The organism is Tenacibaculum sp. M1.3A (genome assembly GCF_057732375.1).
Genome location: NZ_JBYJEF010000001.1, coordinates 261,134 through 282,939, shown reverse-complemented (window position 1 = coordinate 282,939; position 21,806 = coordinate 261,134). Strand labels below are relative to the sequence as shown.

Sequence of the window (21,806 nt, the reverse complement as noted above, 5' to 3'; positions counted from 1 at the left end):
TATATCCTAACAGTTTTCTATAATCAATGAAATATTTTATCAAAACTCTTAAAATCACTTTAGCATTTGTTTTATTGAGTGTTATTGGAATAACCTTTTTATATGGGCATCGAGATATTCCTTTAAATAAATTGAAAGAAAAATATGCAAACGAAGCTTCTTCTTTTATTTCTGTAAACGGAATGGAGGTTCATTATCGTGATGAAGGAAATAAAAATGATTCAATTCCAATTGTACTTATTCACGGTACAGGATCAAGTTTACACACTTTTAATGCTTGGACGGATACTTTAAAGAAAACAAAAAGAGTATTAAGAATGGATCTTCCTGCATACGGATTAACAGGTCCATTTCCTGATCGTAATTATTCGATGACCAATTACACCGATTTTGTAGCTAGTTTTTTAAAAAAGTTAGCTATTGAAAAATGTATTATAGCAGGTAATTCTTTAGGCGGACAAATAGCATGGAATTTTACGGTAAAAGAACCAACGATGGTATCAAAATTAATTTTAATTGATGCTGCTGGTTATCCTATCGAATATAAAAGTGTTCCTGTTGCTTTTAAAATAGCTCAAACACCTGTTCTTAGCAAGCTACTTACGTATATAACGCCTCGTTTTGTAGTGAAATCGAGTGTAGAGAATGTGTATTATGATACATCTAAAGTAACCGATTCTTTAGTAGAGCGCTATTTTGATCTAACCTTAAGAGAAGGGAATCGTCAGGCTTTTGTAGATCGTTTTAATATGAAATCACCAGCAAGTTCGTATGCTAAAATTAAAACAATCAAGCAACCAACATTGGTACTTTGGGGAGCAGAAGATTTTTTAATTCCTTTAAAAAATGCGTATCAATTTCAAAAAGACTTACCTAATAATAGTTTAGTAATCTTAAAAGAAGTTGGGCATACTCCTATGGAAGAAAGTCCTACAGAAAGTTTAACACCTGTATTGATGTTTATAAACGAGTAGTAATATTTCTTAGTCAACTTACTTAAAACCAAAACCTTTATAGGTTATTTAAATAAAACTTCGTAAATTTGCACTCCTTTTTACAATAACAGATTTATAAAAGGAATGAGAAAATAAAATTTATATAAATTTCTCTTAGCGTTAGTGTTGTTAAGAATCTGGCTAACAAAAAGATACAAAGTATTATTCAGAATGTCTGAAGAAACAAAAACAACTGCAGAAGCAGTTACAGTAAATCCAGCAGAATTTTTAGCAACATTTAACTGGCATAAATACGAAGAAGGTATTGATGAAGTTGATGAATCTAAATTACAAGAATTCGAAAAAGCCTTAGAAGGTACAGTAGGATTCGTAAACGAGCGTGATGTAATTGAAGGTACCGTTACAAGAATTACTGATAGAGATGCAATTATCGATATCAACTCTAAATCAGAGGGAGTAATTTCTTTAAACGAATTTCGTTACAACCCAAGTTTAAAAGTTGGTGATACAGTAGAAGTATTAGTTGACAAAAGAGAAGATGCTTCTGGTCAATTGGTATTATCTCACAAAAAAGCACGTGTAATTAAAGCATGGGAACGTGTTAATAATGCACATGAAACTGGTGAAATCGTTAACGGTTTTGTTAAGTGTAGAACTCGTGGAGGTATGATCGTTGATGTATTTGGTATTGAAGCATTCTTACCAGGTTCTCAAATTGACGTGAAACCTATTAGAGATTACGATCAGTATGTAGAGAAAACTATGGAATTCAAAGTTGTGAAAATCAACCACGAATTTAAGAACGTAGTAGTATCTCATAAAGCGTTAATCGAAGCAGATTTAGAAGATCAGAAAAAAGAAATCATCGGTCAATTAGAAAAAGGACAAGTATTAGAAGGTGTTGTTAAAAACATTACTTCTTATGGTGTCTTTGTTGATTTAGGTGGTGTTGACGGATTAGTACATATTACTGATTTATCTTGGTCTCGTATCAACCACCCGAATGAGGTTGTTGAATTAGATCAGAAATTAAATGTTGTAATTTTAGACTTTGATGATAACAAATCTAGAATCCAATTAGGATTAAAACAATTATCTGCTCATCCTTGGGAAGCTTTAAATACTGACTTAAAAGTTGGAGATAAAGTAAAAGGAAAAGTTGTTGTTTTAGCTGATTATGGTGCATTCGTAGAAGTTGAAGAAGGTGTTGAAGGATTAATTCACGTTTCTGAAATGTCTTGGTCTACGCACTTACGTTCTGCGCAAGATTTCGTAAAAGTTGGTGACGAAGTAGAAGCTCAAATCTTAACATTAGATCGTGAAGATCGTAAAATGTCTTTAGGGATGAAGCAATTACACCCAGATCCATGGACTGATATTACAGCTAAATACCCTGTAAACTCTACTCATACTGGTACTGTACGTAATTACACTAATTTTGGTGTATTCGTAGAATTAGAAGAGGGAATTGACGGATTAGTGTATATCTCTGATTTATCTTGGACTAAGAAAATTAAGCACCCATCAGATTTTGTAACTGTTGGTGATAAATTAGAAGTTCAAGTATTAGAATTAGATGTAGAGAACCGTAAGTTAAACTTAGGTCACAAGCAAACTCAAGATAACCCTTGGGATGCTCATGAAGCTACGTACACAATCGGATCTACTCACGAAGGTTCTATTAAAGAGAAGAATGATAAAGGTGCAACTGTAGTATTTGCAGATGGTATCGAAGCATTCGCTCCAACTCGTTTCTTAGAAAAAGAAGACGGTTCTAAATTAGAAAAAGGTGATGCTGTACAGTTCATCGTTACTGAATTTAGTAAAGAATACCGTAGAATTGTTGTTTCTCATACTTCTCTTTTCAAGGAAGAAGAAAAGAAAAACATCAAAGCTGCTGCTAAAAAAGCTGCTGACGTAGAAAAAACTACTTTAGGAGATATTGGTGGATTAGCTGAATTAAAAAGAAAAATGGAAGGAAAATAATCTCCTGAAATCATAAATTTTAAAACCGCTACGCAAGTAGCGGTTTTTTTTGTACAAAAAACAGATGTATTATTATTATTATTTTGCTGAATAAACATAAAAATCATAATTATGAAATTTTACAAAAGAATAATAGGTGCTTTATTAACGTTGATTTTAATTATAAGTTTAAACAGTTGTTCAGGATGTGATAACCAAGATCCTTCAGCAAGAGTTATAAATAATGGAACTGTAGCTGTAAGTGTGCAAATTAAAACTTCTGAAGTAAATACAGAAAATATTAATAATATAGAGCCAGGTATGTCTTCTGAGTCTGTAAGTTATGCTGCTGGAGAAATTGAATACACTATTGTTTTAGAAGATAAAACAGAAGTTGTAGAAACAGTATCTATGCAATTTTGTAGAAATTATAAAATAACTCTAGATGAAAATAATACTATTACAACAACATCTACAGTGATAGATTAAATAAAAAGCTTCTTAAAATTATTTAAGAAGCTTTTTTCTTTTAAACATTTTTTATGTAACTTTTGTTACAGTTAAACCTCTTTTGAAGTGTCAGTGTTTTCTTAAATACTAGTATATTTGTTAAAAATAAAAAGAAGGATGACACTTATAAAATCTATATCAGGAATTAGAGGAACAATAGGAGGAAACACCGGTGAAAACCTTACTCCAGTTGATGCTGTTAAATTTGCTGCTGCTTACGGAGCATTTATTCAAAAAAGAAATCCGAATGAAAAGGATATTAAAGTTGTTATTGGAAGAGACGCTCGTATTTCGGGTAAAATGATTAGTAATTTAGTAGCAAATACTTTAGTCGGTTTAGGTATTAATGTAATTGATTTAGGATTATCTACAACACCAACCGTTGAAGTTGCTGTTCCGTTAGAAAAAGCAGAAGGAGGAATTATTTTAACCGCTTCTCATAATCCGAAGCAATGGAATGCTTTAAAGCTATTAAATGAGAAAGGAGAGTTTTTAAATGGTGCTGATGGAGAAGAAATCTTACGATTAGCAGATAGTGAAGATTTCACTTTTGCTGAAGTTGATGATTTAGGGACTTACAAGAAAAATAAAAAATACTTAAAAAAACATATCAAAGAAGTTTTAAAATTGGATTTAGTTGATGTAAAAGCAATTAAAAAGGCCAAGTTTAAAGTTGTTGTTGACGGAGTTAATTCTACAGGGGGAATTTTTATTCCTGCCTTGTTAAAAGAATTGGGAGTTAAATGTATAGAGTTATACTGTGAACCAAACGGGCAGTTTCCTCACAATCCAGAACCTTTAAAAGAGAACTTAACAGATATTTCTAAATTAGTAGTTAAGAAAAAAGCTGACTTAGGTATTGTTGTTGACCCTGATGTTGATCGTCTAGCGTTGATATCTGAAGACGGTTCTATGTTTGGTGAAGAATATACTCTAGTAGCTTGTGCAGATTATGTTTTAGGAAGATTAGGAGGCGGAAACACGGTTTCTAACTTGTCATCATCAAGAGCATTGCGTGATGTTACCGAAAAACATGGCGGAAAATATACAGCATCTGCAGTAGGAGAAGTAAATGTAGTACAAATGATGAAGGATACCGATACTGTTATCGGTGGTGAAGGTAATGGAGGTATTATTTACCCAGCTTCTCATTATGGTCGTGATTCATTAGTTGGTGTTGCATTATTTTTATCGCACTTGGCACATAAAAAAATGTCTTGTAAAGAGTTAAGAGATTCGTATCCTAGTTACTTTATGAGTAAAAATAAAATACAATTAACACCTCAAATCGATGTTGATAAAATTTTAGAAACAATGGCTTCTAAATACAAAGACGAAGATGTGAATACAATTGATGGAGTAAAAATTGATTTTGATACCGAATGGGTACACCTACGTAAATCGAATACCGAACCTATTATTAGAATTTATACAGAAAGTACAAGTCAAGAAAATGCAGATACACTTGCAGAGCGATTTATATCAGAAATAGAACAAATAATAAAATAAAAAATCACCTATAAAAGTGTGGCTTTAAAATATAATATTAAAGTTTTTATTTCTTTGAAAACACTATTTTAATAGGAGGTAAGTTTAGATTTTAAATAAACAAAAGTTACAAATTAGTTAATATTATAAACCGTTTAGGCTAACTCTTAGTAGAACTCTAATTTTAGACCATAAAAACAATATTAAGATTATGAATTTAGAACACTATTTTGCTAAGTTTAAAAAAAACATTGTTGGTATCAATCAAACATATACATCTCCTTATGGAGAACAAAAAATGTTATATACTGATTGGACTGCTAGTGGTAGATTATACAGACCTATAGAAGAAAAATTACTAAATGAATTTGGCCCATTTGTAGCAAATACACATACCGAAACATCAACTTCAGGAGCCGCCATGACATTAGCGTATCATGAAGCAAGAAACATAATTAAACGCCATGTAAACGCATCAAAGGATGATGTGTTAATTACTGAAGGATCAGGAATGACGGGAGTTGTAAATAAATTTCAACGAATTTTAGGTCTAAAGGTTTCTGAGAACTTAAAGGAAAACACAGAAATACCTGAAGAGAAACGTCCTATTGTTTTTGTAAGCCATATGGAGCATCACTCTAACCAAACATCTTGGATAGAAACAATTGCAGATGTTGCTGTTGTACCTTGTAATAGTGAGGGTATTATATGCCTAGAAATGTTTGAAGAAATTATAAAAGAGTATATAGATAGGCCTATAAAAATAGCATCGATTATTGCAGGTTCTAATGTAACAGGTATTAAAACAGATTATCATAAAGTAGCTTCATTAATTCATAAATATGGCGGTTTATGTTTTGTTGATTTTGCTTGTTCGGCGCCTTATGTTGATATAAATATGCATCCAGAAAATGAAGATGAGTATTTAGATGCTGTTTTCTTTTCTCCCCATAAATTTTTAGGAGGACCGGGAAGTTCTGGTGTATTGATTTTTAATAAAAAATTATATAAAAACATGGTTCCTGATAATCCAGGTGGTGGAACTGTTAGTTACACTAATCCCTGGGGAGGGCATGATTATTTTGATGATGTTGAAACCCGTGAAGATGGAGGAACTCCTGCTTTTTTACAAACCATTAAAATAGCGTTGTCTATTCAGTTAAAAAATCAGATGGGTACTGATAAAATGAAGCAACGAGAGGATGAAATAAATCCTATTATTTTTAATTGCTTAGAAAATTTAGATGGAGTAAAAATTTTAGCTCCAAACCATAAAGATCGATTGAGTATTTTTTCTTTCTATTATGAAAAGTATCATTTCAATTTAGTAGTTAAATTATTAAACGATCGTTTCGGAATTCAAACAAGAGGAGGATGTTCTTGTGCGGGAACTTATGGTCACTTTTTATTAAATGTAGATTTAGATAAATCAAACAAAATAAAAGATCAAATATTAGAAGGTTGTAATACTGATAAACCAGGTTGGGTACGTTTGTCTGTACATCCTACAATTACAGATACAGAAATACAATTTATTTGTAATTCTTTAAAAACCTTAACTGAAAATATAGAAGAATGGTCTAAAGATTATATGTATGATATGGTTAAAAACGATTATATACATGCTACAACCCAACCTATAGAAAAAGAATTAATTAAAGATTGGTTTACTTTATAATATGAATCTTTTAAACACTACATTTTTAGAAGAACATTATTCTGAAATTAAAGAAAAAAAAATATCAGGAAGGTATATTACACTTAATAATATTAAGCCTCTTTATGATGATTTAGGTAAAAATATCGGACATAAAATTATAGGTAAGTCTGAAATAGGTAAGGATATTTATCAATTAAAATTAGGATCCGGTAAAAGAAAAATTCTTGTATGGAGCCAAATGCACGGTAATGAAAGTACTGGTACAAAAGCAGTATTCGATTTTTTAAATTTCATAAAATTACATCCAAAAAATAAAATAGTTACCGCAATTTTAAAAAACTGTACTATAAAAATTATACCAATGTTAAATCCTGATGGGGCAGAGGTATATACGCGTGTTAATGCTAACGGAATTGATTTAAATAGAGATGCTGTTGCTTTACAAGCTAAAGAAAGTAAGTTGTTACGTAGCATACTAGATACCTTTAAACCTGATTTTTGTTTTAATCTTCATGATCAAAGAACTATTTTTGGGGTAGAAGGAACCAAAAATCCGGCTACTATTTCATTTTTAGCTCCTTCAGAAGAAGAAACTCGCAAAATAACAAAAGGTCGTATAGAAACCATGAATGTTATTGTTTCTATGAACGACTTACTGCAAAAAATAATTCCAAATTATATTGGTCGTTATACTGATGAATTTTACCCAACTGCAACGGGAGATAATTTTCAGAAATTAGGGCATAACACTATTTTGATAGAAGCAGGTCATTATCCGAATGATTACGAACGAGAAATCGTAAGAAAGTATAATTTCTTTGCTGTTTTACAAGGAATATATCATATTTCGGTTGCTGAAAACTTCAAAAATCACTTAGATTATTTATCTATACCAAACAATATCAAGAACTTCTATGATGTTATTTATAGATCAAAAAATAATCAAAAAGATGTGGCATATCAGTATGTAGAGAAAATAGAAAACAGTAAATTTGCACCGACTTTAATTAAAGAAAAAGAAGGCGATTTATCTTCGTATTTAGGACATAAAGAAATCAAGGAAAAAGATAAAAAAATAAACATTTCTCAATAAAAGTCTTTTTTAAATAGAAAAAAACCATATTTTAGCAATATTACTTGAATAAAACAAAAAAATGAAAAAGTTTGTATTAGATGAGATTGATCATCAAATTTTAGATATTTTAATTGAAAACGCGCGTACTCCTTTTACCGACATTGCAAAAAAGTTATTAGTATCAGCAGGTACTATTCACGTACGTGTTAAAAAAATGGAAGATGAAGGCATTATTCAAGGTTCTACATTAACATTGAATTACGATAAAATGGGATATACTTTTATAGCTCATGTAGGTGTATATTTAGAAAAAACATCAATGACGTCGCATGTTTTAGATAGTTTGCGCTTAATACCAAATGTAACTGTTGCTTATGTTACTGCTGGTAAATACAATATTTTTTGTAAAGTAAGGGCTAAAAGTACAAACGATGCAAAAGATATTATTTATAGAATAGATGATATTGTTGGTGTAAACAGAACAGAAACTATGATTTCTTTAGAGGAAAGCATTAATGACAAAAAACGTTTAATGCACGCTATTTTTCAGGAAATTTAAAAATGTATATTTAAACAAAAAAGGTTGACGTAATTGTCAACCTTTTTTGTTTATAAATATTATTTAAAGTTAATACTGATATATTTGTTTTCCTCTAAAAAATAAATTTAATGAAAGTAACAAATCGTAGTTTACATAGAGATTTTGCCTATTTTTATGTAGGTTTAATTATCGCTTTTTCTTTTTCGGGAATTATATTAAACCATAGAGGAGATTGGTATCCGATGGATTATACCTACGAAAACAAAGAAGTAGCGATTATTTTGCCAGAAGATTCTAAAAAAATAACCAAAGAGCTCCTTATAGAGGCTACTAAAGATTTTAATTTAAAATATGATGGCCACAGATTAAGAGATAATAAACTTAGAGTATACTATAAAAATAATACCATTTTAGATGTTGATATGAAATCTGGTGCTGGTAGTTTAGAGTTTAAGCGAAAAGTACCAATTATTGGTCATGCTATGTACTTACATAAATCAACAAATAATTTTTGGATCTGGTATTCTGATATTTTTGGTGCGGCAATGTTATTAATCGCTATTACAGGTATTTTAATCCCAGCAGGTAAAAACGGATTTTCTAAAAGAGGATGGAAGTTAGCGTTATTAGGTTTGATTTTTCCTCTATTATTTTTAATATTGTTTCCTTAAACACTCCAATTAAAACGTTTAAAAACGATATTCCAGTCATTTGGTAAATCAGCCTTTATTAGTTGTTTTTCATTCGAAAAAGGATGTATAAATTCTAAAGAATATGCATGTAAGAATAAGTTTTCACAGCTAAAATTATCAATAAACATTACATTATGATTCTTGTCACCATATTTTGGATCGCCAATAAGTGGATGGCTAATTTTATTCATATGGATACGCAATTGGTGTAATCTTCCTGTGGTAGGTTTCATTTCTACTAAGCTATATCGAGAGCTATCGTAAGGTTTTACAGGAATATCAACAATAACATTAGCAATCGTTTTTAAATGTGTTTCTGCCTCTTTATAAACATCAGAATCTCTTCCTTTTACAGGTGAGTTAATCACTTTACTTTCTGGAGAATGCCCTCTTACAATTCCGTAATATGTTTTTTGAATCTCATTACTTGTAAATAACTCCTGAAATTTAGAAACATGTTTGGTTTCTTTAGCGAATAAAATGATTCCTGAAGTTTTTCTATCTAATCGATGTATCGGATAAAATTTATGACCGAATTGATTGAATAATAATTGCAATAAAGATTCTTCATCAGAAACATTTCTAGAATGATGTGCATGATGTACAACTACATTATTAGGTTTGGCAACACAAAGTACATAATCGTCTTCAAAAAGAATAGTAAGGCTCATAAAATTTAATTATTTGTAATTTTTAACTTCGTAAAGTTCAATAATAATAACGATAAAATTCCGCAAATTAAAAAACCAACAAACAAAGGCAGGGTAGTGGTTTCAACATATTTTCCAATAAGAGTAGCAATAGGAACTGCCATAATTGTAGATACGAACCCGTTTATTGCAGCTCCAACACCTGCTATATGACCAACAGGTTGCATTGCTAAAGCTCTTAAATTTCCGAAAAGAAAACCGATAGAGAAAAACTGTATGGCAAAAAAAGGTATTAATACAGTAATACTAGGATTTTCTTTTCCATAAAATAAAATGATATATAAAATTGGAATTAAAGTAAAAATAATTGAGAATGTAGAAACTAATTTAAACATTCCAAATCTCATCACAAAAGTTCCGTTTAAAAAAGTTGCAAATCCTACCGATATTGCTAAACCTGCAAATATGTAAGGAAATTCATTTACTAAATCATATTGTACCTGAAAAATACGTTGTGAAGCACTTAAATACACCATAAAAGAACCTGTTATAAACCCAGATATTAAGGTAAATACAACGGCTTGTTTATGTTTTAAAAATTCCTTTGTTCCTTCAATAAAAAGACTAAAAGACAAGGCTGTTCTGTTTTCTTTCTTTAATGTTTCTGGTTGGCGCTTCCATAACCAAATCATAACAATAAAACCATATATTAATTGACTATAAAATATAAATTTCCAACCAAAAGCATCAAGCATTAATTTACCAATAGCAGGTGCTACAACAGGAACTAGAATGAAAATAACCACAATAAAAGACATTATTTTGGCCATATAATTACCTTCAAAACTATCTCTTACCATAGCAATACTAATTGTTCTTGGGGCAGATAAACCAATACCTTGTAATATTCTACCAAAAACCATCATTTCTATACTCGTAGCGCTGATACATATAAAGCTGGCAATAACAAAAACGATAAAGCCAAAATATATTACAGGTTTTCTTCCTAAACTATCTGATATTGGTCCTGAAATTAGTTGACCAAATCCCAATCCTAAAAATATCATGGTTATTAATAACTGATTATCGTCTGAGTTTTGTGGTATATTAATACTGATACCTATTTGTTCTAAAGCCGGTAACAATGCATCTATAGATAATGCAACTAACGACATTAAGGCAGCCATTAAACCTATAAATTCTAATTTTGATTTTTTTTGTTTTTGCATCCGGCAAAAATAGGGAGTTTATTATGAGTACTATTAATTAATAACTCTTTATTACAAAATAATCTATTTAACATAATATTAATTATAGTACAAATGTATTTCGTACTATTTGATAGCTATGATGATATTATGTTAAATATCCCAGAGTGTTTACGTTCTACAATAAACTGTATTACTTGGGGCATTATAATTAGATATTTTAAGTATTCGTGAGAATTTCATATTATGTTAAATAAATTATTTTATAATAATATATATAATCATTCATTATTTTTAAAATACGCGATTCTCAAGAAACATTCGAACTATAAATTTGTAGCTATAATTAGACATTATGTAAAATTGCCTCTTGCCAAAATCGCTCAGATTGCTTTTTAAAACTTAAAGCTGAAAAAAGCTTTAAATTTTTAAACACAATGAAATTCTCGTATTTGAAGATAATTCCGTTTATATTTTTTTTAGGAGATTTTCGTTTAACTATGCGCAAGTGTATAGAAATTACTCTAACGAGATAATTTCTATACACTTGCTTAAATTCTAGTTTCAATTAATCTTTTTTAATTTCTTGCGTTATCTTTTGTCTTGAAACAAAAGAAACAAAAATTCAAGGCTTCAGATACTTTTGGAAACAATTACGGTTCATTCGCTATATTTTAGAATAGATTGTAACTCGTTAAATTTCTTTTAAATTAGCATCAAACTTAATATAACCAACAGTATTTAGTACTAACCATCTAAAATATGGACGCTCATTTAACCTATTGTTTTAACCAAAACCTTCTGAGGTCGTTTTCTTTAATTCTAATTTCTATTTAACATAATAGTTAATTATTCAAAAATAATTTTATTAATGATAAAAGAATTATTATTTATTGGCTCTCTTTTATATTCATTAATATTAGCTGTAGATAAAGTTATAGTTTCTGACATATACAATATATTCCCGAGTATTTAACTTAAACATTGTTTTTAACATCTAAAAATCAAAATGTTATAAAACAAAAATATTAAATAGTCTAAAAATAAATATACAAATTAATATTAGATAAAAACAAGCCATTTTAATAGTCACTTATATTAATCACCCTTTTCATTTTTGTGTTTTTTTAATGGAGGATAATCTTTCTTTTTTTCTGGTGTAACTCGTCTTCTTTTGTCTAATGACCCATCATCTTTTTTTGGTTTTGGACCAGGTTTAATAGCTTTAATTTCCATCATAATTTTTACATATATTTAGAGTAAAAACACCTTAATGAAGCAGTAATTTTTTACAGAAATTCGTAATTAGTTGAAAATAATTCAAATTAATTCCCATTACACACACATTCCCACTTCGCTCCTATCGTCGCTTCGGGCAAAGAGTATTCCATTACATTTTCTAAAGAAATATTTGATAAGAAAAAAAGAAATAACTTTAAAATAATCCTTTTGGAAACCAAAAGGCAATTTAATTTTTATTAGAATTTAAATCATGAATAATACGATTAACGACTATATCTATAGCTTTTAATTCATCAGTTTTTATACCAAGTATTTTCAACCAACGAATTATTCTATTTATCTTTTTACTTTTTCTTAAATCATATATGCTGTAAATCATTCTCCAAGGTTTTGGAATAAAAACCCATTTCCCGTTTACAAAACACCAAACACTATAAGAAATTCCTCCTACTTTTAATGTGTAGAAAGTAATATTTGGATTAAAACACTCATATTCATTTTGGACCATTGTCATTCCACCTGGCAATTTACTCTTTCTTTCTTTCTTTCTTTCTTTTAACTCCTTTACAGATGTAGATAAGATTCTTAAGTTACTTATATCCCTTCCATCTGATTTTAAACTTTTATCTGATTCAAAAACATCTCTATATAATAAATACATATTATCACTAACTTCTTTATAAATGTCTTCGCTAAATATTTTTTTTATATCTGTAATATTCGGTTGTGCATTTAAAAAAATAACTCTTCTGTCAATTTCAGGGTTTGTAAATTGATTAAAAAAGTCATTTAATTCGGACTTAGTAGGTTCTCTATCGAGAGAAGAAGTATAATTTTGGAATACTTGTGGATGATAATATTTTTTTCCTATTTGAGGATATTTAAGCATGAAGGTTATTATTTCAGAATGCCCCCAATGTTTTATAGTTAAATTAGTCAAAGATGTGGTTTCTTCTAACCATTGCATTCCATGTTTGGTAAAATTATCAGGAGTAACCAAAATCCATTCATCCATATCAGGAAAATTATCAATGGCATTAAATAAAGATTTCTTTAAATTTGACTTGTTGTTTTTAGGATTCCCTTCAAAGAATTTATATTGAACCCCAATTTTTTTAAAACCTTTTTTCATTATGGCATCTACACCTTTAAAATCTCCCGCTGAATCAGAAAACGTTTGAAAGTAATACTCGTAAATTTGAGAATCTTCAAATAGAAGTTGATTCATTATTCGGGCGAACTCAAGACCTCCTTCACTGCCTTGATTAATAATTTTTGATAGAGATGGAATATTGGGAATTGACATAAGCAAATATATGATTAATGATGTAATCAAAACTTGAATTTTAATCTTTATATCATTAGTCATTCCATACACATTCCCACTTCACTCCTATCGTCGTTTCGGGCAAAGCGTATTCCATTACATTTTTAAAGGAAATTTGAGAAAGAAAAAAATGAAATAACTGTTGGTATATGTAATGCGCTTTTTACCAAAGCAAAGTGTACATAACGCAATACATTATGATACAAATGTATTTCACAAATTAGATAGCTATAATTAGACATTATGTAAAATTGCTTTGAAGACTGTATTATAAGCTAATTTATTGTAATGCCAAGTACTATTTATAATAAAAGAGTTGGTTTAAAAGCGAAGAATAAAAATTAAACAAGTGCTTAAAATTGTTACGTTAATATAAATTTCACTCAAATAATTTAAAAAATTTCTTATATAACTAATACCAAAAAAAACTAGCCAAATAACAGCTTTTCATTGTGCTATTTAGCTAGTTTTCAATACTAAATTCATTCTGTATTTTATTCGAACTAAAAATATTCTTCCTACCTCGAATTTACTTGTTATTAGGCTTAACCACGACGTGAATGTCCCATTGGGCAAACCATTGGAGCCGGCACATCATCGACTGCTTTTTCAGGAGCCTCCGTTGGGAGTTGAATTGATGGCAGACGTCTGTTTACCGGAATGTCTTTCTCGCGGCGTAATGTGTTAACCTGTATATGTGGCCAAAGTGTTGTACCGCCAGTTGAACCAAACATGAATTCGAAATCTACAATCTGTTCATATTGCAGCTGTTCGATAATCCCTCCGAACTCCTCATCGTGTAATTCTTCTATCCACATACGATAGCGCATTCTAGCGACTCTACAGTAACGCTCAACCATAACATTATTAATAATACCACCTTGAACACCTGTATTGTGTAACGAGTCTAGCTCAATCATGTCGTATCTTTTAAATTTTAGTTTTTCGTTGGCATCCGTTAACTTTAAATTCGGTTGCACGGTGAAAGGGAATTTAGCACCAAAATCGTCATAATTAAAAATTTTCTCAAAATAGGCACGTCCACTGTTAAGCCCTCCGTTTTCTTGCGCTTCGCGAGGAAGTTCTGTCCATGCAGGTTTCTTACGAGAGCCTTTTATTAAATCTTTCTCAGGATTAATACCCATGGTTGGTGATACCGCTAAATATTGTTGTTCCCAAAGGTTAGCAATATGAGGCGCCACGTTTTCTTTAGATTCCGTTATGTTACCTGTTAAGTGAATAGTTGTGCCGTGTGGAATTACTCCTGAACGAGAAATTTGATACGGTGGTACGAATTGAGGTCCCAATTCGCCCGCCCCCATTACAGGCGCTGCACCATCATTTTTTACAGATTCTTCATCCGATGTGTGCTTGAACATATTCGGCGGATTTTGATAAGGACTTTTCGCGTTCCAAGGCATCTGATGATCGCCTAACCAAAGATACATTCCGTCCTCAAAATGTTGAAGAAGTCCATCATTGTCAATAATCGCTGTTTCGTATTTAACAGCAGCGTTAAACTGTTCGTTAGATCCTCCACGGTTACGTACTGGTGCGTTGACTTGTGTAAACTTTAGCTGTTCTGTATACTCTTGAGATTTGAAATGGAAAACTCCAAAAACGGTCTCAGAAGAGGTTCCGGGTGAAGGCATTGGCGTGGTGTGCAGTCCTGTCGGACCGTCTTTCCAATTAACCCAAGTACCATTTAGTTTTGATAATATACCGAATTGAGCTCCGTCATACGGTCCTTGATTAGGTTGTCCTATCTTCCATTCTTTATAAGGTTTCACTGAAGATGGTTGTGTTTTTTTCATAATAGTTTGGTTTAGTCAATAATCATAATATTTTATTTATGCGATTTACCTTTAATTTTTTCGTGTCAATATATTGTCAATTCGAGAGAAATTATTTGAAATAAAATGGAAAATAATTTTGTATCGAGAAGTTTTCCAGATGTTCTCGATACTATTTTTATTACGTTGTCACTACATAAAAATCACTCCAACTGACAAATACGAAATAGTTAAGATAAAACCGTATTCGGACAGATAAAAGGGTATTCGGCATCGTCAATTAACTTTTCTATATTAAAAAAATCGTTTAATACCGACTCAGCTGTACAGAAAGCACCTTCTACCCAAGCTTGATCATTTGAATATGTAGAGCCAACAATAAAAATATTACTGTCTTTACCTTTTACTAATGACGATGGTTTACGTATTTTTTGCTGTACATCTCCTATATTATAATGCGAATAATAAGCATGATATCCTGCTTTAAATGGTGGTAAAGACCAGTCCATATATTTGGTTTCTAAAGGCTCAGGAATAGCTGTATAACCTGCTTGAGATCCAAAATGTAGACTTGCCAATTGCTGACGTAACATTTTTACCATTATTTCAGGCGCTTTACGAGGGCCTTCTAAAGGTTGTGTATTTTTAGATTCAGCTACTTTTTGCTCTTCATTTGGCTCTAACTCTAAGGCTTTCCAGAATGTTGTGTAGCGTATATCGTCGTAACTTGCTAGAATTCCGTAGATTTTTTTCCCTTTTTCACCTTTTTTACCGCGTGCATTATCTCCAAAATAAACCACCTGTCTAATAGGCATATCTGTTGCACTTGGTCCAATAGTATCTAAATGTGCGATATCGGTAATTTGTTGTTTTTCTTTATAGCTAAAATTTGCTGCTACAATAGTTTCTGCATCATTTAAAAAGGCTGTTTCTGATGTATAGCTTGTATTTATAATTGATGTAACAGAATTATTATATGCCTTATGTTGTTTTTCGGATTTCAACTTTGCTTGTGCCGCTTCTGAAGCTGCATCTTCTATTGCTTTTATGTATTTGGCAGGAAACCCCTCTTTTATAAGTGCTTTAACACCTTCTTGCGTTAAAAAATAACTATTTAGCTTCGCTGGATATTTGGGTGGTGAAGGAATATCATCTCGCCACCAAGGTGAATCAAAGAACATCCCTATTTTATAAGAAGGTTGCATTAAAACAGAATCTAAGTACAATTGTACGCTCTCTTCATTTAAAACATCGAAATCGCCTTGTTTTTTATTCATATAGCGTGTTGCTTGTGCAACTAAATCAATAGCATATCTTCCCATAGCTAAAAATGCTGCTTCACACGTTTTTACATCCAATTCTTTATTTGGTTCTTGTCTGCTTGCAGTTGTATAATGAATTACATTTTTATTTTCTAAAACAGAACGTAGTCTTGTATTTGAATGGTATTCGAAACAAATGCCTTTCTCTTCTGCTAATTTTACAATTTCCTGAAAAAGTGTAGAAAAAATACCAGAATAACCAATGGTTAATGTTTTATAAAGCGTGCCTGGTGTAAACTCATTATTTACTTCAAACGATTGTGCAGAATTACTGTTTACTACATTTGAAGAATAGCCATTACCATCAGCTAAATAACTAAAACCTTCTTGTCCTAAAACATCATAGGCCAAATTCCAATATCCAATATCTTTTAATTTTTGTCCTTTTTTAAAGATAGAATGATCTCCTAAATTTTCTTTAATTCTTCCTTCTTCGTAAAACTTACACCATTCTTTTCGTGTTGGTGGCAATGCGCCTTCAGAAACATCAACACCTACAGCTTCAATTTTAGTAAAACCATCATCTGGTTCTGCATCTGCTCCATAATTATTTACATTATATGGCGCAGGGTTTTTTGCATCAATTTCAGAGGTATACATACTTTTTGATCTTAATGATAAAAGCGGATCACTAGCTTCATTAAAAGGAACCGAATATTTTTCTAGTCCAATTTCACTAATGGTTTTCGTAACTAATCGATGTCCAGGATTATTACCATCATTAGGATTTGGATTGTCCTTTGTTTTTTTATAATCCCAATCAGAATAACGCATACCGCCTAATTCTACATAAGAAGCATCAGTATCATCTTTATAATGCCAAGTACAAACTCTTGCACCTGCTTCTCGTGTTCCTTTTTCTTCTTTTGAAAATTCATATTTACCCCAATCGTATAATTCTAAGGTATCTCCTTTGACTAAAATTTTCGATTTATCTTTTGCATTGGCAGGTTTTCCTTGTAGTAATCTCCATGCTGTGTATAAACCAGCGGCTCCTGCCCCAAAAATTGAATAGGTTTTGTTTTCCATTTTTTATAGTATTAGTTGTTACAATTCATTTTTTGTGAGGTTAAGTTTTTCATTTGTCCTGCTAAATCTTTTTCAGGAATAATAACTTCTACTAGAGTGGGCTTATTCGTTTTAGTAGTTTTAAGTATTTCTAAAACTTTATTTAATTCTTTTATGTTATTTGCTTGATAACCATTTGCTCCATAAGTTTTCGCTAAAGCCATATAATCCCATTTAGGCAAATTGTCAAACTCGTCAAATTTACCATCTGGACAAAAAGCATCTACATCTACAAAAACTTGTTCTATCGCATATACTTGATTGCTCATTACAAAAATGACGCTATTAACTTCGTATTTTGCTAAGGTTGAAAGCGATTGACAGATCATCATAAATCCGCCATCACCAGCAATGGTCCAAGATTGTTTTTTACTTCCTAATTGTGCTCCTAAAGCAGCTCCCGTTTCATAACCAATACATTGCCATGCCGCAGAACTGATGAAACTGTTTTGTTTCATTCCGTAAATATTTGTAGCTACATACATTGCAGAACTCACCCCAAATATTAGATTAATGTTATCCCACATATTATTATCTTCTACATGTTTAACGGTATGTTCAAAAAAGAGGTTATAAGTAATTACATCTGGTTTGTCATTGTATTTTGGATCTGATGATGAACGCCAAGGTTCAGGATATTTCGGTTGCTTAGGCGCTTTTTCTTTTAAAGGATACGTTTTACTGTTTTCAAAACGTGCTAATAAAGCTTCCATAAAATCTTTCATAATAACATCTTTATAGCTATAATAACCAGCTCTAATTTCAGTGGTTGTTGCCATTACCATATCTGAATATTTATTTTCAATAAACCATAAATAATCATCTGTAATAAGAGTTCCTAAGGTTAAAAAACAATCTGACGCTTTCACATAATCTGTAACACTGGTTATAGAAGCTGCATCAGCATATGTACCAATAAATTTATCGCCTGTTTCATCTAATACTGTTTTACCAAGAGATGTTGTGGTATATATAAAGCCACTAGCATCTATTATTTTTTGAAGTAAATCTGATAAATCATGTCGTAAAACTTCTACACCTGCAAAAATCATAGGTTGTTTTGCTGCTGTTAGTTTTTTCCATGCTTGATCTACAGCATTTAGTAAGGCATCTTGTTTACTCTTTTTAATTTTAGGTTGAAGCTTCTTTTTAGAAGGTCGTTTACATGGCTCTTCCCAAACCTCGCTATAACAAGCTATATAAACAGGTTTTTTATGCGTAATGGCAGCTATTAGTAATTTATCAATTTTTTTGGCTGCACCAACAGAGGTACTTAAGGTTTCTGTAGCAACAGTAACGTGCTTATAAATTTCTTGATCTGCTTTTAAGTTACCTGTTGAATGATGGTATAAAACATTATACATGTTTCCAATTTGTCGGTCGTTAGCGCCTGGTGTAGCACTTATTACCACCATTGGACTAGATTCTACATAAGCTCCTGCTACTGCATTTAATGCACTAAAAGTACTTACTCCATATTGTAATGAAACGGCAGACAAACCTCTTGTTCTTCCGTAAGCATCCGCAGCATAAGCGGCATCTAATTCGTTAGACGTTCCAATAGTTTCAATCCCTTTAAACTTTTCTAAAGCTTGTGTGAAATTTTTAACATAATCTCCAGGAATTTGAAATAATTCTGTAACATCAAGTTGTTTTAAGCGCGTTAATAAATAATCAGCCACTGTAAATGTATCGTTCTGCATTGTTTTTAATTTTAGTTTATATAAAAACAACAAAGTTGCATGCCACTTGTTAACTATAATTTATAGCTAAGTTTTATAATGTGTCATTAAAACAATTTATTTTTGCTTCTTTTTTTGTTATTCTTACCATCAAAATATTTAATGGCATAGAAATTTATATATAAAAAAAGCTGTTTTTAAAAAAAATGTCATAACCGTTATAATATTGCACATAAGGAACTTGAATTCGGCATGAAATATATAAAATAATCACTATTTTGATATTGGGTAACAAGTAAACAGGATTCTCTGTAAACACATTAACACTTCACTTTTACCCATCCTATAAAATCATGAACAAGACCATTTAGGTAAAGCCTATTTTGATTAAAATTAAACAGCGATGTAGGGTGTTTAAGAGGTTTTTAACCAAAACGAAGTAACACTTCAACTTCTTTAAGGGTAAACTACACAGAGAAAACTATAGTGCAAATTTTATCATATTAAGTTTTACTATTGAAATCATCTTTGTAAGCTATTTTCCCATATAGAGTTTATGAAAAATAGTAGAATTATATAATTACGATTTTCACCAATATATTTAACATGTGACTCATATTCTAAGTATTTATATATTTTTAATCATATTTATTTAGAACTGTAAAACAATGTATCTTAAAAATAGATACTTAACAATATAAAAACTCAAATAGGTAAACTAGTTGTATTTTTTACCTCAGATATAACAAAATAACTTTCTAGGTGACCAATATTATTTATAGCTGAAAGTTTATTAAGAATAAAGTTTTGATAATCATCCATATCGTTTACATATATTTTTAAATGAAAATCAAAAGAACCCGTTAAATGATAACATTCTACAACTTCTTTGTGTTTGATTATTTCTTTCATAAAATGTTTAACACTCTCTTTTATATGTTGATTAAGAGAAACTGCTATTAATGCCATTAAATTGAGGCCTAACTTTTTTCTATCAAGTACATAAACCTTATTCTTTATTATTCCAAAAGATGTTAATTTTTTAATACGTTCATAAACTGGTGTAATAGTTAAATCAGTAGCTAAAGCTATTTCTTTATTAGTGATGTTAGCATCTTCTTGTAATAATTTAAGGATTTGAAAATCTTTTAGATCTAGCTTCATTTTTGGTTGTTTTTTCTATTACACTAATATTAAATCACTCAATTTAGCAAATATCACTTAAATAAATTATTTTTTAGTTTTATTTTCTAAAAACAAAACTTATTACAGTGTAATATTCTACTGTATTACTATAAAAAGTATTTTTATCTAAATAAATTATTGATTATGTCTGATAGTCCATTTAAAGGAATTGATAAGAAAAAAGAGAATTTATGGTTTTCTGATTTGAAAAGAAAAAGAAAACCTGGTCCCGAATTAAACACTCATGATTATAGTAAACTAGGTGAGTCTACCAAATCTGTTCATGCAGGACAATACAATGATCCTATTACAGGAGCTATTGGAACCCCTATTTTTCAAAATTCTACTTTCTCTCTTAATGAAAAAACATATGAAGCTATTGAAGAAGGTCGAACTAGAGATAATTTTATTTATACGCGATATGGAAATCCATCTCAATGGGCAGTTCAGCAAAAAATAGCAGCATTAGAAAATGCACAAAGCTCAATAGTGTTTTCTTCAGGAATGGCTGCTATTACTTCTACAATTTTAGCTTTGGTAGAAAAAGGATGTCACGTAGTTACTTCGAGAGATTTATATGGAGGAACTTATAATTTGATATATGAAGATTTGCAAAAATTTGGAATCTCTACAACTTTTGTTGATATGACAGATAGCAAAGCTATTGAAGCAGCAGTAACCGATTCCACAAAATTATTATACTTTGAATCTTTATCTAATCCTCTATTAAAAATTGCACCAATAGAAGATTTGGTTCGTATAGCAAAAAAAAATGGTTGCAGGTTAGTTATTGACAATACTTTTTTAACACCCTACAATATAAAATTATTAGATTACGGTGTAGACGTGGTTATTAATAGTGCTACAAAATATTTAGGAGGACATTCAGATTTAATTGCAGGAACTATAAGCGGAAGTAGAAAATTGATAGATCAAATTTGGCCACAAATGTTAAAAATCGGTGGATCTCTAGATCCGCATGCCTGTTTTTTATTAGAGCGAAGCTTAAAAACCTTTGCTTTAAGAATGCGAGCACATAACTCTAATGCACTTGAACTTGCTGAATTTTTAGAATCGCAAGATTGTATTGTTAAAGTGTATTATCCGGGTTTAAAATCACATCCACAAGCTAATTTATCTCAATCTTTATTAAAAGAAAAAACTAGTGGCATGATTAGTTTTGAGGTAAAAGGTGGAGATAAAAAAGCCCACTTGCTACTCGAAAACCTAAACATACCCAAAGAAGCAACAAGTTTAGGTGGCGTAGAAAGTTTAATAAGTCTTCCTTACAACACTTCTCAGGCTTCTTTAACAAAAATTCAAAGGAAAAATATTGGAATAAATGAGGGACTTATAAGGTTATCTGTTGGTGTTGAAGACATCATCGATTTAAAAAACGACTTCCAACAAGCAATTAAAAAAACGTATCAAAAAGACTAACA

Annotated in this window: 17 protein-coding genes; 9 read left to right on the top strand and 8 right to left on the bottom strand. The window is 30.6% G+C overall.

Going from position 1 to position 21,806, the window contains the following annotated elements:
• The first annotated feature begins 26 nt into the window (after positions 1-26).
• The 8 genes from AC28QF_RS01335 to AC28QF_RS01300 all read left to right on the top strand — a co-directional run bounded on the left by AC28QF_RS01335 (position 27) and on the right by AC28QF_RS01300 (position 8,866).
• Positions 27-974 (top strand): alpha/beta fold hydrolase, encoded by a 948-nt coding sequence (locus AC28QF_RS01335; RefSeq protein WP_488200159.1) that lies wholly within the window; start codon positions 27-29, stop codon positions 972-974.
• A 192-nt stretch (positions 975-1,166) separates the two neighbouring features.
• Positions 1,167-2,942 carry a 30S ribosomal protein S1 gene (rpsA, locus tag AC28QF_RS01330; protein ID WP_488200160.1) on the top strand — a complete coding sequence of 592 codons (1,776 nt, stop codon included), beginning with the start codon at positions 1,167-1,169 and terminating at the stop codon, positions 2,940-2,942.
• Between the two features lie 111 nt (positions 2,943-3,053).
• Positions 3,054-3,410 (top strand): hypothetical protein, encoded by a 357-nt coding sequence (locus tag AC28QF_RS01325; RefSeq protein WP_488200161.1) that lies wholly within the window; start codon positions 3,054-3,056, stop codon positions 3,408-3,410.
• A gap of 138 nt (positions 3,411-3,548) precedes the next feature.
• The gene (glmM, locus tag AC28QF_RS01320) at positions 3,549-4,940 is read left to right on the top strand and encodes a phosphoglucosamine mutase (protein ID WP_488200162.1); all 1,392 of its coding nucleotides are present in this window, start codon (positions 3,549-3,551) and stop codon (positions 4,938-4,940) included.
• A 190-nt stretch (positions 4,941-5,130) separates the two neighbouring features.
• Complete coding sequence (locus AC28QF_RS01315) at positions 5,131-6,597, top strand: aminotransferase class V-fold PLP-dependent enzyme (protein ID WP_488200163.1); 1,467 nt, start codon at positions 5,131-5,133, stop codon at positions 6,595-6,597.
• 1 nt (position 6,598) lies between these two features.
• Entirely contained in the window at positions 6,599-7,672 is a 1,074-nt protein-coding gene (locus AC28QF_RS01310) for a M14 family metallopeptidase (protein WP_488200164.1), read from the top strand.
• A gap of 61 nt (positions 7,673-7,733) precedes the next feature.
• Positions 7,734-8,213, top strand: a complete 480-nt coding sequence (locus tag AC28QF_RS01305) for an Lrp/AsnC family transcriptional regulator (RefSeq protein ID WP_488200165.1) — start codon at positions 7,734-7,736, stop codon at positions 8,211-8,213.
• Between the two features lie 110 nt (positions 8,214-8,323).
• Positions 8,324-8,866, top strand: a complete 543-nt coding sequence (locus AC28QF_RS01300; protein ID WP_488200166.1) for a PepSY-associated TM helix domain-containing protein — start codon at positions 8,324-8,326, stop codon at positions 8,864-8,866.
• Here AC28QF_RS01300 and AC28QF_RS01295 read toward each other — a convergent pair.
• The 8 genes from AC28QF_RS01295 to AC28QF_RS01260 all read right to left on the bottom strand — a co-directional run bounded on the left by AC28QF_RS01295 (position 8,863) and on the right by AC28QF_RS01260 (position 20,343).
• On the bottom strand, positions 8,863-9,558 hold the full coding sequence (locus AC28QF_RS01295) for a pseudouridine synthase (RefSeq protein WP_488200167.1): 696 nt from the start codon (positions 9,556-9,558) through the stop codon (positions 8,863-8,865). The genes AC28QF_RS01300 and AC28QF_RS01295 overlap by 4 nt on opposite strands.
• Positions 9,559-9,563: 5 nt before the next feature.
• On the bottom strand, positions 9,564-10,766 hold the full coding sequence (locus tag AC28QF_RS01290; protein ID WP_488200168.1) for a multidrug effflux MFS transporter: 1,203 nt from the start codon (positions 10,764-10,766) through the stop codon (positions 9,564-9,566).
• Between the two features lie 1,077 nt (positions 10,767-11,843).
• Complete coding sequence (locus AC28QF_RS01285) at positions 11,844-11,984, bottom strand: hypothetical protein (RefSeq protein WP_488200169.1); 141 nt, start codon at positions 11,982-11,984, stop codon at positions 11,844-11,846.
• 229 nt (positions 11,985-12,213) lie between these two features.
• Positions 12,214-13,293: a hypothetical protein gene (locus AC28QF_RS01280; protein WP_488200170.1), complete on the bottom strand. Its 1,080-nt coding sequence runs from the start codon at positions 13,291-13,293 to the stop codon at positions 12,214-12,216.
• Positions 13,294-13,859: 566 nt separating this feature from the next.
• Entirely contained in the window at positions 13,860-15,128 is a 1,269-nt protein-coding gene (locus AC28QF_RS01275; protein ID WP_488200171.1) for a peroxidase, FMP-type, read from the bottom strand.
• 209 nt (positions 15,129-15,337) lie between these two features.
• A complete protein-coding gene (locus AC28QF_RS01270; RefSeq protein WP_488200172.1) occupies positions 15,338-17,458 on the bottom strand; it encodes a flavin monoamine oxidase family protein in 2,121 nt (706 codons plus the stop codon).
• 11 nt (positions 17,459-17,469) lie between these two features.
• On the bottom strand, positions 17,470-19,200 hold the full coding sequence (locus AC28QF_RS01265) for a thiamine pyrophosphate-dependent enzyme (RefSeq protein ID WP_488200173.1): 1,731 nt from the start codon (positions 19,198-19,200) through the stop codon (positions 17,470-17,472).
• Between the two features lie 684 nt (positions 19,201-19,884).
• Complete coding sequence (locus tag AC28QF_RS01260; RefSeq protein WP_488200174.1) at positions 19,885-20,343, bottom strand: Lrp/AsnC family transcriptional regulator; 459 nt, start codon at positions 20,341-20,343, stop codon at positions 19,885-19,887.
• A 165-nt stretch (positions 20,344-20,508) separates the two neighbouring features.
• On the opposite strand from AC28QF_RS01260, the gene AC28QF_RS01255 reads away from it, so the two are divergent.
• Positions 20,509-21,804, top strand: coding sequence for a trans-sulfuration enzyme family protein (locus tag AC28QF_RS01255; RefSeq protein WP_488200175.1), 1,296 nt, complete (start codon positions 20,509-20,511; stop codon positions 21,802-21,804).
• Positions 21,805-21,806: the final 2 nt, after the last annotated feature.

What these genes read in the sequence shown, in the direction of transcription:
- AC28QF_RS01335 (WP_488200159.1), top strand. Translation starts at nt 27, where the DNA reads ATGAAATATTTTATCAAAACTCTTAAAATCACTTTAGCATTTGTTTTA.
- rpsA (WP_488200160.1), top strand. Translation starts at nt 1,167, where the DNA reads ATGTCTGAAGAAACAAAAACAACTGCAGAAGCAGTTACAGTAAATCCA.
- AC28QF_RS01310 (WP_488200164.1), top strand. Translation starts at nt 6,599, where the DNA reads ATGAATCTTTTAAACACTACATTTTTAGAAGAACATTATTCTGAAATT.
- AC28QF_RS01325 (WP_488200161.1), top strand. Translation starts at nt 3,054, where the DNA reads ATGAAATTTTACAAAAGAATAATAGGTGCTTTATTAACGTTGATTTTA.
- AC28QF_RS01255 (WP_488200175.1), top strand. Translation starts at nt 20,509, where the DNA reads ATGTCTGATAGTCCATTTAAAGGAATTGATAAGAAAAAAGAGAATTTA.
- glmM (WP_488200162.1), top strand. Translation starts at nt 3,549, where the DNA reads ATGACACTTATAAAATCTATATCAGGAATTAGAGGAACAATAGGAGGA.
- AC28QF_RS01305 (WP_488200165.1), top strand. Translation starts at nt 7,734, where the DNA reads ATGAAAAAGTTTGTATTAGATGAGATTGATCATCAAATTTTAGATATT.
- AC28QF_RS01315 (WP_488200163.1), top strand. Translation starts at nt 5,131, where the DNA reads ATGAATTTAGAACACTATTTTGCTAAGTTTAAAAAAAACATTGTTGGT.
- AC28QF_RS01270 (WP_488200172.1), bottom strand. Translation starts at nt 17,458, where the DNA reads ATGGAAAACAAAACCTATTCAATTTTTGGGGCAGGAGCCGCTGGTTTA.
- AC28QF_RS01280 (WP_488200170.1), bottom strand. Translation starts at nt 13,293, where the DNA reads ATGTCAATTCCCAATATTCCATCTCTATCAAAAATTATTAATCAAGGC.
- AC28QF_RS01290 (WP_488200168.1), bottom strand. Translation starts at nt 10,766, where the DNA reads ATGCAAAAACAAAAAAAATCAAAATTAGAATTTATAGGTTTAATGGCT.
- AC28QF_RS01285 (WP_488200169.1), bottom strand. Translation starts at nt 11,984, where the DNA reads ATGATGGAAATTAAAGCTATTAAACCTGGTCCAAAACCAAAAAAAGAT.
- AC28QF_RS01295 (WP_488200167.1), bottom strand. Translation starts at nt 9,558, where the DNA reads ATGAGCCTTACTATTCTTTTTGAAGACGATTATGTACTTTGTGTTGCC.
- AC28QF_RS01275 (WP_488200171.1), bottom strand. Translation starts at nt 15,128, where the DNA reads ATGAAAAAAACACAACCATCTTCAGTGAAACCTTATAAAGAATGGAAG.
- AC28QF_RS01265 (WP_488200173.1), bottom strand. Translation starts at nt 19,200, where the DNA reads ATGCAGAACGATACATTTACAGTGGCTGATTATTTATTAACGCGCTTA.
- AC28QF_RS01300 (WP_488200166.1), top strand. Translation starts at nt 8,324, where the DNA reads ATGAAAGTAACAAATCGTAGTTTACATAGAGATTTTGCCTATTTTTAT.
- AC28QF_RS01260 (WP_488200174.1), bottom strand. Translation starts at nt 20,343, where the DNA reads ATGAAGCTAGATCTAAAAGATTTTCAAATCCTTAAATTATTACAAGAA.